Source organism: Variovorax sp. AB1(2024) (assembly GCF_037482385.2).
In the GTDB taxonomy this organism is placed as follows: Bacteria; Pseudomonadota; Gammaproteobacteria; order Burkholderiales; family Burkholderiaceae_C; genus Variovorax.
The window spans coordinates 1,010,436-1,025,484 of sequence record NZ_JBBHKP020000001.1 but is presented as its reverse complement, the minus strand read 5'-3'; the positions used below and the strand labels follow the sequence as shown (position 1 = coordinate 1,025,484).

Annotated in this window: 16 protein-coding genes; 12 read left to right on the top strand and 4 right to left on the bottom strand. The window is 69.8% G+C overall.

The window, feature by feature from the left end; translation table 11 throughout:
- Positions 1–13: 13 nt before the first annotated feature.
- Complete coding sequence (locus WIX39_RS04995) at positions 14–1,168, top strand: transporter substrate-binding domain-containing protein (RefSeq protein WP_081267353.1); 1,155 nt, start codon at positions 14–16, stop codon at positions 1,166–1,168.
- A 315-nt stretch (positions 1,169–1,483) separates the two neighbouring features.
- Complete coding sequence (locus WIX39_RS04990; RefSeq protein ID WP_172839817.1) at positions 1,484–2,134, top strand: ANTAR domain-containing response regulator; 651 nt, start codon at positions 1,484–1,486, stop codon at positions 2,132–2,134.
- Positions 2,135–2,149: 15 nt separating this feature from the next.
- Here the strand turns inward: WIX39_RS04990 and WIX39_RS04985 are convergent, their stop codons facing one another.
- Complete coding sequence (locus WIX39_RS04985) at positions 2,150–3,040, bottom strand: LysR family transcriptional regulator (RefSeq protein ID WP_081267351.1); 891 nt, start codon at positions 3,038–3,040, stop codon at positions 2,150–2,152.
- A 125-nt stretch (positions 3,041–3,165) separates the two neighbouring features.
- On the opposite strand from WIX39_RS04985, the gene WIX39_RS04980 reads away from it, so the two are divergent.
- Genes WIX39_RS04980 through WIX39_RS04970 form a run of 3 tightly spaced genes read left to right on the top strand, consistent with a single transcriptional unit; the run spans position 3,166 to position 5,455 of the window.
- On the top strand, positions 3,166–3,360 hold the full coding sequence (locus WIX39_RS04980) for a DUF1127 domain-containing protein (protein WP_081267350.1): 195 nt from the start codon (positions 3,166–3,168) through the stop codon (positions 3,358–3,360).
- A 57-nt stretch (positions 3,361–3,417) separates the two neighbouring features.
- A complete protein-coding gene (locus WIX39_RS04975; protein WP_106936196.1) occupies positions 3,418–5,091 on the top strand; it encodes a hypothetical protein in 1,674 nt (557 codons plus the stop codon).
- Positions 5,092–5,107: 16 nt separating this feature from the next.
- Entirely contained in the window at positions 5,108–5,455 is a 348-nt protein-coding gene (locus tag WIX39_RS04970) for a hypothetical protein (RefSeq protein ID WP_409194602.1), read from the top strand.
- Between the two features lie 16 nt (positions 5,456–5,471).
- On the opposite strand, the gene WIX39_RS04965 is transcribed toward WIX39_RS04970, so the two are convergent.
- Positions 5,472–6,509 (bottom strand): LacI family DNA-binding transcriptional regulator, encoded by a 1,038-nt coding sequence (locus tag WIX39_RS04965; RefSeq protein WP_081267347.1) that lies wholly within the window; start codon positions 6,507–6,509, stop codon positions 5,472–5,474.
- Positions 6,510–6,639: 130 nt separating this feature from the next.
- Here WIX39_RS04965 and WIX39_RS04960 point away from each other — a divergent pair, with 130 nt between their 5' ends.
- The 7 genes from WIX39_RS04960 (at position 6,640) to WIX39_RS04930 (ending at position 13,619) form a co-directional block, all read left to right on the top strand.
- Complete coding sequence (locus WIX39_RS04960; RefSeq protein WP_409194601.1) at positions 6,640–7,506, top strand: dioxygenase; 867 nt, start codon at positions 6,640–6,642, stop codon at positions 7,504–7,506.
- 20 nt (positions 7,507–7,526) lie between these two features.
- On the top strand, positions 7,527–8,291 hold the full coding sequence (locus WIX39_RS04955) for an SDR family NAD(P)-dependent oxidoreductase (protein WP_409194600.1): 765 nt from the start codon (positions 7,527–7,529) through the stop codon (positions 8,289–8,291).
- Positions 8,288–9,172, top strand: a complete 885-nt coding sequence (locus tag WIX39_RS04950) for a 3-keto-5-aminohexanoate cleavage protein (RefSeq protein WP_106936201.1) — start codon at positions 8,288–8,290, stop codon at positions 9,170–9,172. The genes WIX39_RS04955 and WIX39_RS04950 overlap by 4 nt, the downstream gene beginning before the upstream one ends.
- Positions 9,173–9,490: 318 nt before the next feature.
- Complete coding sequence (locus WIX39_RS04945) at positions 9,491–10,498, top strand: quinone oxidoreductase family protein (RefSeq protein WP_234382170.1); 1,008 nt, start codon at positions 9,491–9,493, stop codon at positions 10,496–10,498.
- A gap of 28 nt (positions 10,499–10,526) precedes the next feature.
- The gene (locus WIX39_RS04940) at positions 10,527–10,883 is read left to right on the top strand and encodes a cupin domain-containing protein (protein WP_106936202.1); all 357 of its coding nucleotides are present in this window, start codon (positions 10,527–10,529) and stop codon (positions 10,881–10,883) included.
- A gap of 65 nt (positions 10,884–10,948) precedes the next feature.
- Positions 10,949–11,938 carry a tripartite tricarboxylate transporter substrate binding protein gene (locus WIX39_RS04935; protein WP_106936203.1) on the top strand — a complete coding sequence of 330 codons (990 nt, stop codon included), beginning with the start codon at positions 10,949–10,951 and terminating at the stop codon, positions 11,936–11,938.
- A gap of 1 nt (position 11,939) precedes the next feature.
- Positions 11,940–13,619, top strand: a complete 1,680-nt coding sequence (locus WIX39_RS04930; protein ID WP_106936204.1) for an amidohydrolase — start codon at positions 11,940–11,942, stop codon at positions 13,617–13,619.
- A 6-nt stretch (positions 13,620–13,625) separates the two neighbouring features.
- Here WIX39_RS04930 and WIX39_RS04925 read toward each other — a convergent pair whose 3' ends face one another.
- Positions 13,626–14,201 (bottom strand): uracil-DNA glycosylase family protein, encoded by a 576-nt coding sequence (locus WIX39_RS04925; protein WP_106936205.1) that lies wholly within the window; start codon positions 14,199–14,201, stop codon positions 13,626–13,628.
- 4 nt (positions 14,202–14,205) lie between these two features.
- Complete coding sequence (locus WIX39_RS04920; protein WP_106936206.1) at positions 14,206–15,036, bottom strand: isocitrate lyase/PEP mutase family protein; 831 nt, start codon at positions 15,034–15,036, stop codon at positions 14,206–14,208.
- Positions 15,037–15,049: the final 13 nt, after the last annotated feature.

Below are 15,049 nucleotides of genomic sequence, written 5' to 3'. Positions count from 1 at the left end.
AGGAGACTTCAGCGTGGCTGACAAGGACCCCATACGCGTCGGCATCCTCTATTCGGAAACCGGCGTCACATCGACCATCGGACTCTCGCAGCTGCAGGGCGCGTTGCTCGGCATCGAGGAGATCAACGCGGCAGGCGGCGTGGACGGCCGCGAGATCGTGGCGGTGCGCTACGACCCGCAGTCCAACCCCGCGCGCTACGCCCAGCTTGCGGAAAAGCTGATCGTGCAGGACCGCGTGAACGTGATCTTCGGCTGCTACATGTCGAGCAGCCGCAAGGCGGTGATACCGGTCATAGAGAAGTGGAACAAGCTGCTGTTCTACCCCACGCTGTACGAGGGCTTCGAGTACTCGGGCAACGTGATCTACACCGGCGCGGCGCCCAACCAGAACAGCGTGCAGCTGGCGGAGTTCATGACCACGAACTTCGGCGCGCGGGTGTACCTGATCGGCTCCGACTACATCTACCCCTACGAGTCGAACCGCATCATGGGCGAGCTGGTGATGCAGCGCCCCGGCAGCGAGAAGCTGGGCGAGCGCTACGTGGCGCTGGACGCCGGCGAGCGAGACTACCGGGCCATCATGGACGACATCCGCGACAAGCGGCCCGACTTCATCTTCTCGACGGTGGTGGGCGACTCCACCGCGAGCCTGTACCGCGCGTATGCCGAGGCGGGCTTCGACCCGAAGACGATGCCGATCGCCAGCCTCACGACTTCGGAGGCGGAGATCTCTCAGATGGGCCACGGCGTGGCGACGGGGCATTTCACGGCGGCGCCGTATTTCCAGTCGATCGACTCGGCCGCGAACCGGCGCTGCCTGGCGATGCTGCGCGCGCGCTTCGGCGACGGCTGCGTGCCCAACCTGTGCTGGGAGGCTTCGTATTTCCAGATGCACATTTTTGCGAACGCCTACCGGCAGGCGGGGAGCGACGGCATCGCGGAGATTCTTCCGTACATCCTGGGCAGCGAGTTCGATGCGCCGCAGGGGCTGGTGAAGATCGACCCGGCCAACCATCACACATGCCTGTACCCACGCATCGGGCGGGTCGACGCGCACGGGCAGTTCACCATCGTGCGGCAGGCGACGCGGGCGGTGTACCCGGATCCTTATCTGGTCACCCACTCGCTGGGCGACTGGACGGCCAAGCTGGATACGCTGGAGATCTAGGATGAACTTCAGTTCCTCCATTTGTTGCTCCAGGAGGCATTCGGGGCGCGCTCACGCCGACGGGGTACCTTGCTCCGCGAATGTCCCCCGGCCTGCGGCCTCCTCCTTTATTTCGCTGCGCAAGGCACCCCATCGGCGTGATCGTCGGACAGAGCGCTGGTTGATCAACTGCGAACCAGCAGCGTGCCCTGTGCACAGGACACCGGGTGCTCCCCGCAGCGAAATAAAGGAGGAGGGGCGCAGCCCCGGGGGACATTCGCGGAGGGGAGCACCCGGCGGCCTGTGCACACACCCCGAACAAAAGAAGGCCTGAAAGTGGAAGGCACAGCCCCCAAACGGCACACCCTGCGCGTCACGCCGCCGCAGCTGAAAGAGCTGCGCCTGCTGAAGATCGCCGTGATCCACCCCGACGACAACGACGGCCGCCAACTCACGCAACAGCTGCAACGCATCGGCTGCCAGGTGCAGGCCTTCTGGCCGCCCGTGCAAGTCCTGCCCGAAGGCATCGACGTCGCCTTCATGGCGGTGCAGCCCGACTTCATCAACATGCGCTTCGAATGGACCAAGAGCGAAGACGCGCCGGCCATCATCGCGGTCGTCACCTACGAGAACCCGACCATCATCGAGGCCGTGCTGGAAATCGGCGCCAAGGCAGTTTTGCCTTCGCCGGTGCGTTCGTTCGGTCTGTTCTCGGCGCTGGTGGTGGCGCGCGAGGCGCACAAGGAGGCACGCTCGCTCGCCAAGCGGCTGCGCAAGGTCGAAGCCAAGCTGCTGGGCCAGCGCCGCATCGCCGAAGCCAAGGCCATCCTCATGAAGACGCACGACGTGTCCGAGGGCCAGGCCTACGACCTGATCCGCGACCAGGCCATGAGCAAGCGCACCACCACCGAAGAAATAGCGACCGCCATCGTCAACGCCAACGAGATCCTCTCGCTGGGCATGCGCCCCAAGCCCGACGCGGGCTGATCCACCAGGTTCGGCTCAGGCCTGGCGGAAGGCCGTCAGCACCTTCAGCACGCTCAGCGTGGCGCCGTCGAGCGCCGCGTGCTGGCGGTGCGCGATGCCCACGCGCCGCGTGAGCCTGGGGCTCACCGGCAGGATCTGCATGCGGTCGCCGCGCACGTTGTCGGTGCTCTGCTGCAGCGGCAGCAACGCCGCGCCATAGCCGGCCGCCACCAGGCTGCGGATGGCGGCGTCGTAGTTGAGCTCGATGCGCGCACGCGGCGCAAAACCCGCCTCGGCAAACCACTCCATCGTGAGCCGGTACATGTGCGTGGTGGCTTCGTTGAAGATCAGCGGCTGCGCCGCCAGCCAGGCCGGCGTGACGCGCTTCGGCGCCTTCCAGCGCGGGGGCACGAAGGCCATCATGGGCTGTTCGCACCACGGCGTGACGACGATGCCGCGCACCGGCGGCTGCGGAATCGCGACCAGCCCGATGTCGAGCGTGCCGGCGGCCAGCCGCTCCATGGCCTCGTAGGAGCCGCGGATGCTCACCTCCACGTCGATGCCCGAATGCTCCGCGCCCAGCGCCTCCAGCACCTGCGGCAGCAGGTCGACCAGCACGCCGGTGGAGGTGCCCAGCCTCACCCGGCCGGTGCGGCCCTCGGCCTGGCGCTTGACGGCTTCCACGGCGTCGTCGGTGTCGCGCAGCAGCTTGCGCCCGCGCTCGACCAGTGCGGCGCCGGCGGCGGTCGGCGTGATGCGGCGGTTGCCGCGCACCACCAGCGGCGCCTCCAGCCGCGACTCGAGTTCGCTGATGTGCAGGCTCACCGTCGGCTGCGCCAGGTGCAGCGCCTTGGCCGCGGCCGAGAAGGTGCCGAGGTCGACGATGGCGATGAGGGTGCGCAGTTGGTCGAGGTTGAGTTGTCGCATCGGGTCGCCGTGTTGGGGGTGAAGGATCGCGCCATCAGCAAAGCTGATTGCAAGCCTCAGGATTCTCAACTTCCACAATATCACGCACCGCCGGAAGATGAGCGCTCCCAACCAAGGAGCCCATCGTGACCGCGCCGAAGCCATCGACTTTTCACCAACGCCTGATCCATGCCCTGCGCGGCTGGCGCCGCCGCGTGGTGAATCGCCGCCGCGCGCGCGCCGACATGCGGCACCTGGCCGGCATGAGCGAGCACGAGCTGCGTGACCTGGGCATCGGGCGCAGCGAAGTGCCGGAGCTGCTGGACCGCCACCGCTACTGAGCCGCTGCGGCGCTTTTTCTTCAGGTATCGCGCCGGTTTTGAGGTTCAATCCGGGGCGTGCCCAAGCCCTCTCTTCTCTCCATCGAACTCACTTCGCCGCAGTCGGTCAATGGCCGGCGCGCGGCTTTCCAGTCGCTCTGGCTGCTGGTGCGCATGCAGCACGCCCACGAAGCCGGCACCGGCGTCGTGCGGCTGGCCGACCTGCGCGGCGAAGTCTCCGACGCCAGCACGCTGCGCATGGTCGTGAGCCGCGCGTTCCGCGACTTCAAGGCCTGGAACATCGAGGTCGGCTGGGGCGAAGACACGCTGCGCGAGCCGCGCTTCCTGAATGCCGAGCGGCGCAGCCAGGGCCCGTTCTGGCTGCCGTCCGCCGAAGCCAGGCGCGTGCGCGTGCTGGTGGAAGGCCGCGCGGCCACCGCCGCCGAGGTGGCGTCGTTCCTCGGCTTGCGCGCGCGCAAGTCGCAGGCCGCGGCCGGCTCGCCGCCGCCCGACGCGGTGCACCTGCAGGACGCGGCCTTCTGGAAGCAGCTGGTCGCCTCCCAGCAGGCGGCGCGGCAGGGCCGGCTGATGGCGCCGGTGGCCGGCATGAACGCCGGCGATGCGAGTGCCAGCGGCCAGCCGGCCAGCGCGCTCGAATCGATACGCCTGGCCGGCACGCTGGCCGCCACCGATTTCCAGCGCGCGCTGGTCACGCTCAACGAGGCCATGCTGTGGCGCCGGCTCGGCGACAACGAGCAGGCACGGCGCCGGCTGCAGGCGCTGAAGAAGCAGCGGCTGGCGCATCACGTGGCGGGCAACGACTACCTCGGCGCGATGGAATGCATCGTCGCCGCATGGTGCGCCTACACCGCGCGCGACCTGCCGCTGGCGCAGTCGCTGCTGGGCGGCATGGCCGACGACGCGGCGCGCGGGCTGGTGCTGCGGCACCACCCCGACGTGCGCTTCGAGTGGTGCAACCTGTGGGCGCTGGTGTGCCGCTCGCGCGCGCTCGGGCTCTCGGCCGACGACAAGCCGGCCGCCGCGGCGCTCGCCGAAGAGTCGCTGCGCCGCTTCGGCGAGGCGCTGGCGGCGGCGTTCGAGTCGCATTCCTTCGACGCGGCGCAGCACGTGGCCGCCAACATGGGCATGGCCGCATGGCTGTTCGACCGCGTGGGCCTGTCGGACCTGCCCGCGCTCGCGCAGGACGGCAACACCGACACCACCCGCCGCGCAGTGCAGTGGATCGCCTTCTCCGAATGGCTGTGCGGCCACACCGACGGCCAGGGCCGCTCGGCGTGGAACGCGATCTACCTGATGCGCATCGCGCGCGGCCACTGCCGGCCCGAGAAACAGCCCACGCTTGCGCAGTTCCGCGCGCAGAAGCCGCTGGACCCGGCCGCCATGTCGAAGCTCGCGGGCCCGCTGGCCGATGCCTTCGACGCGACGAACTGGCCCGCGCGCTGGGTGCAGGTGGCGCAGGCGCGGCTGGCCGACCACCAGGCCGGCCGTCGCCGCTACCCGGGCCTGCAGCATTGCAGCCTGCTGTTCGAGCACGCCTGGTACGCCGCGCATGCCGGCGAACTGAAGGCCGCGGAGCAATCGCTCGCCCTGCTGCGCGAGGCGCTGCCGCAGCTGGTGCCGAGCGACCGCGCCTACTTCACCGAATCGTGGAACGACACGCTGCCGGCCGAACTGGTGCTGGAGGCAAAGCCGCCGCGCCGGCCGGCTGCGCGAAAGAAAAACGCGTCCTAGACTTCGGGGTCCGACCATGCCCGACAACTCCCACGAACCCATCGACCTGGCCGCGCACCGCGAGCGCCGCGCCCGGCAGCAGCAACAGCGTGCCGCGGAGCAGGCCACGCGCGACGCGGCCTCGGCGTCCGCGTCCGAACCGGGCCCCGGCGAAGTGCCCTGCATCCGCTGCGGCGAGCCGATCTTCGGCTACGTGCTGCGCTGCCCCTATTGCGGCGTGCATTTCAGCGGCCGTGCCGAAGACTTCGCGCCCAGGGAAGGCATGTCGCGGCGCGCGAAGGCGCTGGTCGTTCTGGTTGCCGTGGCGCTGCTGCTGGCAGGCCTGAGCGACGACATCGCCGCCCTGTGGTGGCGCATGAAGTAAGTCGCTTCGCCGCCCGTCAGCGCGGTGCGGCGGTCGACTGGCGCACCACCAGTTCCGGGCGCAGCACCACGGTCGATGCCGACATCGATCGGCCGTCGATCTCGTCGAACAGCATCTCCGCCGCGCGCCAGCCCAGTTCGCGGTGCGGCAGGCGGATGGTGGTGAGCGGCGGGTCGACCATGTCGACCAGCGGCATGTCGTTGTGGCCGGTGATGGAAATGTCCTTGGGAACACGCAGGCCGGCCGCGCGCAGCGCGTCGTAGGCGCCCAGCGCGACGAGGTCGTTGCAGCACACCACCGCCTGCGGGGCCGCGCCGGCATCGAGCATCTGCTTCATGGCCAGCGCGCCGGCCTCGCGGCTGTAGCTCGCGCACTCGACCACGCGGAAGGGCTTCATGCGGTGGTCGCGCAGGGCCTGCTCCACGCCCAGCCGCCGGCCCACGCCGGTCGGGATGGTCTGCGGCCCCGCCAGGTGCGCGATGCGCTTGTGGCCGAGCGCCACCAGGTGGTCGACCGCGAGCTTCATCGCCAGCCGGTCGTCGCTGACCACGGCCGGCAGGCGACCGGTTTCGTCGGCGCGGTTGACCAGCACGGCCGTCATGCCGGCCTTGGCGACGAAGTCGACCAGCGGGTCGTCGCGCGTGGCGGTGGCCATGACCACGCCGTCGACGCGCTGCGCGAGCATGCGCTCGAGCACCGGCCGCGCCAATGCCGGGTCGGCCACGTTGGTGACGAACACGAAGTACCCGCGCGCCGCCGCGCTGGCCTCGATGCCCTGCAGGATCGGCGGGAACACCGCGTTGGTGATGTCGGGCACCAGCACGCCGATGGTGTGGGTGCGGCCCGTGCGCAGCGCCGAGGCCGCGCGGTTGGGCCGGTAGCCCAGGCGCTGCGCCGCCTCCTCGACCACGCGCAGCACCTCGTCGCTGATGAGCGAGCGTTTCTCGGGGCTGAGCGCGCGCGAGACGGTGGACACATGCACGCCGGCGGCACGCGCGACGTCGCGGATGGTGACGGTGCCGGAAGAAGGGGCAGTAGGCGGGCTGGTGCTCATTGGTGCAAACGATTGTCGCAAAGGCGGCCGGCCTCGGGTGTCAATGCTTCCCTCAGGGTCTGCCGGAAACCTCCATTTTACTTTTCGGCAAATCTGGCTAATATCGTGCAAACGATTGCACAAATCCACCATGAACATCGCCACCTCCCCCGACTCGGTGCTGGGCCATGTGCTCGACGCCATGAAGCACACGCCCGACCCGCGGCTTCGCACAGTGATGGAAGCGGTCACGCGCCACCTGCACGCGCTGGTGCAGGAAGTGAAACTGACGGAAGACGAGTTCGAGCAGGCGCTCGAATTCATCGTCGCCATCGGCCATGCCACGGGCGAGACCAAGAACGAAGTGGTGCTGGCGGCGGACATCCTGGGTGTGTCGACCGTGGTCGCGCTGCAGAACAACCAGGACCCGCACGGCGAATCGCCTGCCGCGCTGCTCGGGCCGTTCTGGCGGGCGAATGCACCGGCCTGCGCGCCGGGCGACAACATCGCGCGCTCGGGCACGCCCGGCACGCCGCTCGAAGTGACGGGCACGGTGCGCGACCACCAGGGCCGGCCGGTGGCCGGCGCCACGGTCGACGTGTGGCAGGCCTCGCCCGTCGGCCTCTATGAAAACCAGGACCCGTCGCAGGAGGACATGAACCTGCGCGGCCGCTTCACCACCGACGCCGAAGGGCGCTTCCATTTCCGCAGCGTGCGCCCGGCCGGCTACCCGGTGCCGACCGACGGGCCCTGCGGCGTGCTGCTGCGCGCGCAGCAGCGCCACCCCAACCGCCCCGCGCACCTGCACTTCATGGTGAGCAAGCCCGGCCACAAGGTGCTGATCACGCAGGTCTTCGCGGACGACGACGAGAACCTGGAAAGCGACCCGACCTTCGGCGTGACGCGCAGGCTGATCGGGCGCTTCGCGCTGGCGCCCGATGGCAAGAGCGCGTCGATGCACCACGACTTCGAACTCGAACCCGGCGAAATGAAATTCCCGCGCCCCCCGATTCCCTGAACCAACTCCCCCCTATCGATATGAGCTTCGATCCTGTCTCCAGACTCGACGGCAAGGTCGCCGTCATCACCGGCGGCCTGGGCGCCATCGGCTATGCCACGGCCACGCGCCTGGCCGCGCTCGGCGCCACCTGCGTGCTGCTGCACCGCAAGGGCGACGACGCGGCGGCGCGCGCGGCCGCCCTGCCCTCGGCCAACGGCCAGCGCCATGCGGCGATCCGCGCCGACATCGTCGACTCGGCGAGCCTCGTGGCCGCCGCGGCCGAGGTGCAGGCCACGCACGGGCGCTGCGACATCCTCGTCAACAGCGCGGGCCACACGCAGCCGGTGCCGGCCGCCGACCTGGACGCGCTGACCGACGAGCTCATCGACGACATCGTGCGCGCCAACTTCCGCGGCGTGTTCGCCACCATCCGCGCCTTCGCGCCGATGCTCAAGGCCAGCGGCGACGCGCTGGTGGCCAACATCTCGTCCATCGCGGGCTTCACGGGCGTGGGCAGCAACCTGGCCTACGTGGCGGCCAAGGCCGGGCTCGACGTGGTCGGCGACGCGCTGGCCAAGGCGCTGGCACCCGCCGTGCGCGTGGTGTCGGTGTCGCCGGGCGCGGTGGAGTCGGGCTTCGTGCCCGGGCGCGGCGCGGAGTTCGCCAGCAAGATGGCCAGCACCACGCCGCTCGGCCGCATCGGCAAGCCAGACGACGTGGCGGCCACGGTCGAGGCGCTGGCCACCACCCTGCGCTTCGTCACGGGCACGCGCATCGTGGTCGACGGAGGACGCCACCTGTGAGCGCCGCCAAGACACTCATCACCTGCGCCGTCACGGGCAATCTCGTGAAGCCGGAGCAGACGCCGCACCTGCCGATCACGCCGGTGCAGATCGCCGACGAATGCCTGGCCGCCGCCGAGGCCGGCGCGGCCCAGGTGCACATCCATGTGCGCCATCCGGAAACCGGCAAGCCGTCGATGGAGGTGGAGCTGTACCGCGAGGTGGTGGATCGCATCCGCCGCAGCAACCGCGAGCTGATCGTCAACCTCACGACCGGCCCGGGCGGGCGCTTCATCCCGAGCGAGGACGACCCGAAGATCGCCGCGCCCGGCACCACGCTGCTGCCGCCGGAGAAGCGCGTGGAGCACATCGCGCTCATCAGGCCCGACGTGTGTTCGCTCGACCTGAACACCATGAACTCCGGCCCCGACGTGGTCATCAACACGCCGAAGAACGTGCGCCGCATGGCGAAGGTGATGCGCGAGGCCGGCGTGAAGCCGGAGCTGGAAATCTTCGATTCGGGTGACATCAACCTGGCGCTGGACCTGATCGCGGACGGCACGCTCGACGGCCCGGCCATGTGGACCTTCGTGCTCGGCGTGAAATACGGCTTTGCGCCCACGCCCGAGACGCTGCTCTACGCGCGCAACATGCTGCCGCGCGGCGCCTTCTGGAGCGCCTTCGGCATCGGCCGCATGGAGTTCCCGATCGTCGCGCAGTCGTGGCTGCTGGGCGGCCATGTGCGCGTGGGCATGGAAGACAACATCTACCTCGAGAAAGGCGTGCTCGCCGAGAGCAACGCGCAACTGGTGGCGAAGGCGCGCGACATCCTCGTGAGCCTTGGCGGCGAAGTGGCCAACCCGCGTGAGGCGCGCGCGATGCTGGGGCTGGCGAATGCCTGAGGTACGTTGTTCGGGGCGCGCTCACGCCGACGGGGTGCCTTGCTCCGCGAATGTCCCCCGCCCTTCGGGCTCCTCCTTTATTTCGCTGCGCAAGGCACCCCGCCGGCGTGAGCGTTGGACAGAGCAGTCGTTGATCGGCCGAGCACCAGCAGCGTGCCCTGTGCACAGGACACCGGGTGCTCCCCGCAGCGAAATAAAGGAGGAGGGGCGCAGCCCCGGGGGACATTCGCGGAGGGGAGTACCCGGTGGCCTGTGCACGCGCCCCGAACAAGAGCGCCCAAGAAAACCCCAGAAACCCCAGCAAGCAGGAAAACAGAAATGAACGTCGCTGCCATGCACACGACCCACACATCCCGCGCATTGCGCGTGGACGAAAAAGCCGCCACCCTCGACGCGCTGCATCTGCACGCCACGCCGCAGGCCGAACCCACACCGCCCCCGGGCCACGCCGTCGTGCGCGTCGAGGCCGCCGCAGTGAACCCCAGCGACGTCAAGGCGACGCTCGGCATCATGCCGCAGGCCGTGTGGCCCAGAACCCCCGGCCGCGACTTCGCGGGCACCGTCGTCGGCGGCCCTTCCGAATGGATCGGGCGCGAAGTCTACGGCTCCGGCGGCGACATCGGCATCACCCGCGACGGCTCGCACGGCCGCTATCTCGTGCTGCCCGAACAGGCGCTGCGCGCCAAGCCCCGCGGCATCTCGATGGACGAGGCCGGCGCCGTGGGCGTGCCCTTCGTCACCGCGTATGAAGGCTTTCGGCGCAGCGGCATGCCCCAGGCCGGGCAGACCGTGCTGGTGCTCGGCGCCAACGGCAAGGTCGGGCAGGCGGCAGTGCAACTGGCGTCGCAGGCCGGCGCGCGCGTGATCGCGGTGCAGCGGCACGCCGGGCCTTACGCGGGCTTTGCGAACGGACCCGTGGACCTCATCGACGCCCGCCACCACACCGACGTGGCCGCACGGGTGCGTGAACTCACCGACGGGCGCGGTGCGCACATCGTCTACAACACCGTGGGCAGCGCCTACTTCGAGGCCGCCAACAAGGCCATGGCCAAGGGCGCGACGCAGATCTTCATCGCCACGCACGACCGCGCCGTGCCCTTCGACATCTTCGCGTTCTACCGCGGCATGCACACCTTCGTGGGCATCGATTCGCTGGCGATGGACTGCATCGCCAGCACCGCGCAGCTCGACGCCATGCGCGATGGCTTCGAGCGCGGCACGCTGAAGCCCTTTCCGGTCGCGCGCCACTTCACGCTCGACGAAGCCATGGACGCCTACCGCCTGGTGCTGTCGGGCAGCACCGACCGCGTCGTGCTGCGGCCCTGAAGAACCGCCCCCTACTGGAGCACATCCCATGCACGTGACCCGTTTCAGCGAGGCGCCGCACTACGAGGCGCCCAACCATTTCGACATGCGCTGCCTGCGCCTGCAAGGCAAGGAAGCAGGCCCCTCCACGCAGATGTGGATGGGCATGAGCCAGATCCTGCCCGGCGGCCGCACGGGCCTGGACGGCTCGCCGATGGAAAAGCTCTACCTCGTGCTCGAAGGCCGGCTTCACGTGGTCGGCGAAATCGACGGGGCGCACCAGGAAGAAGTGCTCGAGCAGTACGACAGCTGCCGCTTCGCACCCGGTGAAAAGCGCCAGCTGGAGAACCGCACCAACCGGCCGGTGCTGGTCGCGCTGGTGATGCCCAACGCGCCGCCGCCGTAGCAGCTCTTTCGTCGGTCGGTCAGTCATTCATCGCTCAACCAAATAAATCAACGGAGACAAGACGCATGAAGAAGACACTCAACTGGAGCCGCCGGCGCACGCTGGCCGTGGCGGCGACTCTCGCGGCCTGCGCGCTCACCGGCACCCACGCGCAGGGCCCGTGGCCCGGCACGCAGCCGGTCAGGCTGGTCGTGCCGTTCACGGCGGGCAGCGGCACCGACATCGTCGCGCGCCTGGTGGCAGAGAAGCTGGGGCCCGCCCTGGGCACCAGCGTGATCGTGGACAACAAGCCCGGCGCGGGCGGCACGCTGGGCGCGGCCATCACGGCCAAGTCGCCGGCCGACGGCTACACGCTGCTGGTGCATTCGGCCGGCCACCTCGTGAACCCGTGGATCTACAAGGGCCTGTCGTACGACACGCTCAAAGACTTCACCGGCATCACGCCGATGGCCAGCCTGCCCAACGTGCTGGTGACGGCGCCCTCGCACTTCACCGACGTGAAAGACCTGGTGGCCAAGGTGAAGGCCAAGCCGGGCGGCTTCAACTACGGCTCCGCTGGCAACGGCTCGGCCACGCACATGAACGCCGAGGTGTTCCGCCTCGCGGCCGGCATCGACGCGCAGCACGTGCCCTTCCGCGGCACGCCCGAGGCCATGACCGAGGTGATGGCCGGGCGCGTCGACTGGTTCTTCGCGCCGATGGTGTCTGCGCTGCCGCTCATCAAGACCGGCAAGCTGCAGGCACTGGCGGTGGGCACGGGCAAGCGCTCGTCGGCATTGCCCGATGCGCCCACGACGGTGGAGGCCGGCGTGCCCGGCTCGGAATACCTGTTCTGGGTCGGACTGTTCGCGCCCGCGAAGACGCCGCAGCCGGTGGTCGACCGGCTGCAGGCAGAGGTCGCGAAGATCATGGTGTCGCCCGAACTGAAGGAGCGGCTGGAGAAGCTGGGCGCCGAGCCCTTCACGATGTCGTCGGCGCAGTTCAACAAGTTCATCGTCGACGAGACGGCAAAAGCCCAGCAGGTCGTGAAAGCCGCAAGCATCAAGGTCGACTGACATGACACCACGCACACTCTTCACGGCAGCCGCCCTCGCCGCCAGCCTGCTGCTGCCCGTCGCCGCGCAGGCGCAACCGGCGGACCTCGTCGTCACCAACGCGAAGATCGTCACGCTCGACAAAGCCGGCAGCACCGCGCAGGCGCTCGCTGTGCGGGACGGGCGCATCCTGGCCGTCGGCAACGCCGCGCAGGTGCGCGCGCTGTCGGGCCCCGCCACGCGCACGGTGGACGCGGGCGGACGCACCGTCATTCCCGGCCTCATCGACTCGCACATGCACGCGGTGCGCGCCGCGCTGAGCTATTCGACCGAGGTCAACTGGATCGGCGCCGGCACCATCGCGGAGGCCATGGCGCGCCTGCGCACCGCAGCGGCCAATGCGCGCCCCGGCGGCTGGCTGATCGTGGCCGGCGGCTGGACCGAGCAGCAGTTCGCAGAACGCCGCCGTCCCACGCTGGCCGAACTGCAGGAGGCCGCGCCGAACAATCCGGTGTACGTGCAGCTGTTCTACGAAGCGGTGGTGATGACGCCCAAGGCGCTCGAGGCGCTGGGCGTTCCCGCCGGCACGCTGCCCGCGGGCATGAAGCCGTCGCCCGACGGCGCGCCGGGCTGGATGACCGGCGACATCGTCGGCATCTCGGCGCTGTTCGACAAGCTGCCCAAGCCGACCTACGACGACAACGTGGCCGGCACGCGCGCCTTCTTCACCGAGCTGAACCGGCTCGGCATCACCGGACTGGTGGACCCGGGCGGCTTCAGCATCGCGCCCTCGCAGTACGCGGCGCTGTTCGAGCTGTGGCGCGAGAAGGCGCTGACGCTGCGCGTGGCCTACAGCGTGTTCGCGCAGAAGCCCGGCGCCGAGCTGCAGGAGTTTCGCGACCTCACCCAGATGCTGCCGATGGGCTTCGGCGACGACATGCTCAAGTTCAACGGCCTGGGCGAGCGCGTGACGCTCGCGATGTACAACAACAACTTCCCCGACGAAGCGGCGAAGGCGAAGTTCTACGAGCTCGTCAAGTGGGCGGCGCAGCGCAGGCTGGCCGTCACCATCCACTGGCAGGAGAACGGTTCGGTCGACCATCTGCTCGGGCTGTACGAGAAGCTGAACGCCGAGGTGCCGATCAAGGATTTGCGCTGGTCCATCGCGCACCTGGACGACGCCTCGCCCGAGACGCTCGCGCGCATGAAGGCGCTGGGCATCGGCTGGACGATGCAGGACGCGATGTACTTCCAGGGCGACCGCGCGCTCGCCGTGCGCGGCGACGCGGCAAGGCGCATGCCGCCCATCGGCACCGCGCTGCGTGCCGGCGTGAACGTGGGCGCGGGCACCGACGCGCACCGCGTGGCCTCGTACAACCCCTTCGTCGCGCTGCAATGGATGCTCGACGGCAAGACGGTGAGCGGCAAGGCCATGCGCGGCCCCGACGAAACGCCCTCGCGCGAAGAAGCACTGCGCCTGTACACGGCGGGCAGCGCATGGTTCAGCTTCGACGAGAACCGGCGCGGCACGCTGGAGGTCGGCAAGATGGCGGACTTCGCGGTGCTCGACCAGGACTTTCTCAGCGTGCCGCTGGAGCGCATCGGCAAGACCACGTCGCTGATGACGGTGGTGGGCGGGCGCGTGGTGTACGCGGCGCGGCCGTTCGATGCGGCGGCAGTGCCGGTGGCGTCGGCGCGCTGACTTCCGTCAGGTGCCGAGCGCCAGTCGCACCCGCTCGCGCAGCGCGGGCAGCACGTCGCTCTCGAACCACGGGTGGTGCTTGAACCAGCCGGTGTTGCGCGGCGACGGATGCGGCAACGGAATGAAGCGCGGCGCGTAGTCAGCGAAGGCCTCGACCGTGTCGGTCACGTTGGCGCGCGCGGTCTTGCCGAGGAAGTGGCGCTGCGCGTACTGGCCGATGAGCAGCGTCAGCTCGATGTGCGGCATCCGCGCGAGCAGCTTGCCGTGCCACAGCGCGGCGCACTCGCGGCGCGGCGGCAGGTCGCCGCTGGTTCCGCGGCCGGGGTAGCAGTAGCCCATGGGCATGAGCGCGATGCGCGCGGGGTCGTAGAAGACGGCACGGTCCACGCCGAGCCAGCGCCGCAGCTGCTCGCCGCTCTTGTCGTCCCATGGCACGCCGGTCTTGTGCACCGTGAGGCTGGGCGCCTGCCCGACGAGCAGCAGCCGCGCGCTCGCGCCGGCCTGCACCACGGGACGCGGCCCGAGCGGCAGGTGCACCGCGCATGCGCGGCAGGCACGCACCTCGGCGAGCAGCGCATCCACCGCGTCAGCCGGCGAACGGGCGGAAGAAGGCGTTGAGTTCGCTGCCCGCCGCGGCGTCCGCGAAGCCGTCGAAGCGGCCTTCGTCGGCGAGCGTGCGCGCGGCGCGCATGAAGCCGCCCCAGGCCGCGCGCGCCATGCCGCCGCCCACGCTGACGCGGCGCACGCCGAGCTCGGAGATGTCCACCATGCTCAGCTCGCTGGTTCCGCCGACCAGCAGGTTGACCGGCTTGGGCGCCACGGCCGCGACCACCGCCGCGATCTGCTCTCGGGTCTTGATGCCCGGCGCGTAGAGGCAGTCGGCGCCCGCGTCCGAATACGCCTTGAGCCGCGCGATGGCGTCGTCCAGATCGGGCCGGCCGGCGAAGAAGTTCTCCGCGCGGCCGATGAGCAATACGTCGGCGCCCGAGGCGTCGATGGCCTGGCGCGCGGCGCGCATGCGCTCGGCCGCCACTTCAATGGGAAAGAGCGGGTCGGCCGCGTTGCCGGTCGAGTCCTCGATCGACAGGCCCGCCACACCGGTCTCGATGGCCAGGCGCACGCTCTCAGCGACGCCTTGGGCGTCGGCGGCGAAGCCGTTCTCGAAGTCGGCGTTCACCGGCAGGTCGGTGGCCGCCACCAGCTCGCGCAGGTGGTCGAGCACCTGCGCGCGCGACAGCGCCCCGTCGGCCTGTCCGCGCGACCACGCGAAGCCGGAGCTGGTGGTGGCCAGCGCCTTGAAGCCCAGGCCTTCGAGGTAGCGCGCGCTGCCCGTGTCCCAGGGGTTCGGAATCACGAAGCAGCCTTTTTCGTGGAGGGCGCGGAAGTCGGCGCGCTTTTCGGCGACGGAGCGGGTCATGGGGCCTCGGCTT

What these genes read in the sequence shown, in the direction of transcription:
- WIX39_RS04985 (WP_081267351.1), bottom strand. Translation starts at nt 3,040, where the DNA reads ATGCGACAACTCAACCTCGACCAACTGCGCACCCTCATCGCCATCGTC.
- WIX39_RS04970 (WP_409194602.1), top strand. Translation starts at nt 5,108, where the DNA reads ATGCCCGACAACTCCCACGAACCCATCGACCTGGCCGCGCACCGCGAG.
- WIX39_RS04965 (WP_081267347.1), bottom strand. Translation starts at nt 6,509, where the DNA reads ATGAGCACCAGCCCGCCTACTGCCCCTTCTTCCGGCACCGTCACCATC.
- WIX39_RS04960 (WP_409194601.1), top strand. Translation starts at nt 6,640, where the DNA reads ATGAACATCGCCACCTCCCCCGACTCGGTGCTGGGCCATGTGCTCGAC.
- WIX39_RS04955 (WP_409194600.1), top strand. Translation starts at nt 7,527, where the DNA reads ATGAGCTTCGATCCTGTCTCCAGACTCGACGGCAAGGTCGCCGTCATC.
- WIX39_RS04945 (WP_234382170.1), top strand. Translation starts at nt 9,491, where the DNA reads ATGAACGTCGCTGCCATGCACACGACCCACACATCCCGCGCATTGCGC.
- WIX39_RS04940 (WP_106936202.1), top strand. Translation starts at nt 10,527, where the DNA reads ATGCACGTGACCCGTTTCAGCGAGGCGCCGCACTACGAGGCGCCCAAC.
- WIX39_RS04935 (WP_106936203.1), top strand. Translation starts at nt 10,949, where the DNA reads ATGAAGAAGACACTCAACTGGAGCCGCCGGCGCACGCTGGCCGTGGCG.
- WIX39_RS04930 (WP_106936204.1), top strand. Translation starts at nt 11,940, where the DNA reads ATGACACCACGCACACTCTTCACGGCAGCCGCCCTCGCCGCCAGCCTG.
- WIX39_RS04920 (WP_106936206.1), bottom strand. Translation starts at nt 15,036, where the DNA reads ATGACCCGCTCCGTCGCCGAAAAGCGCGCCGACTTCCGCGCCCTCCAC.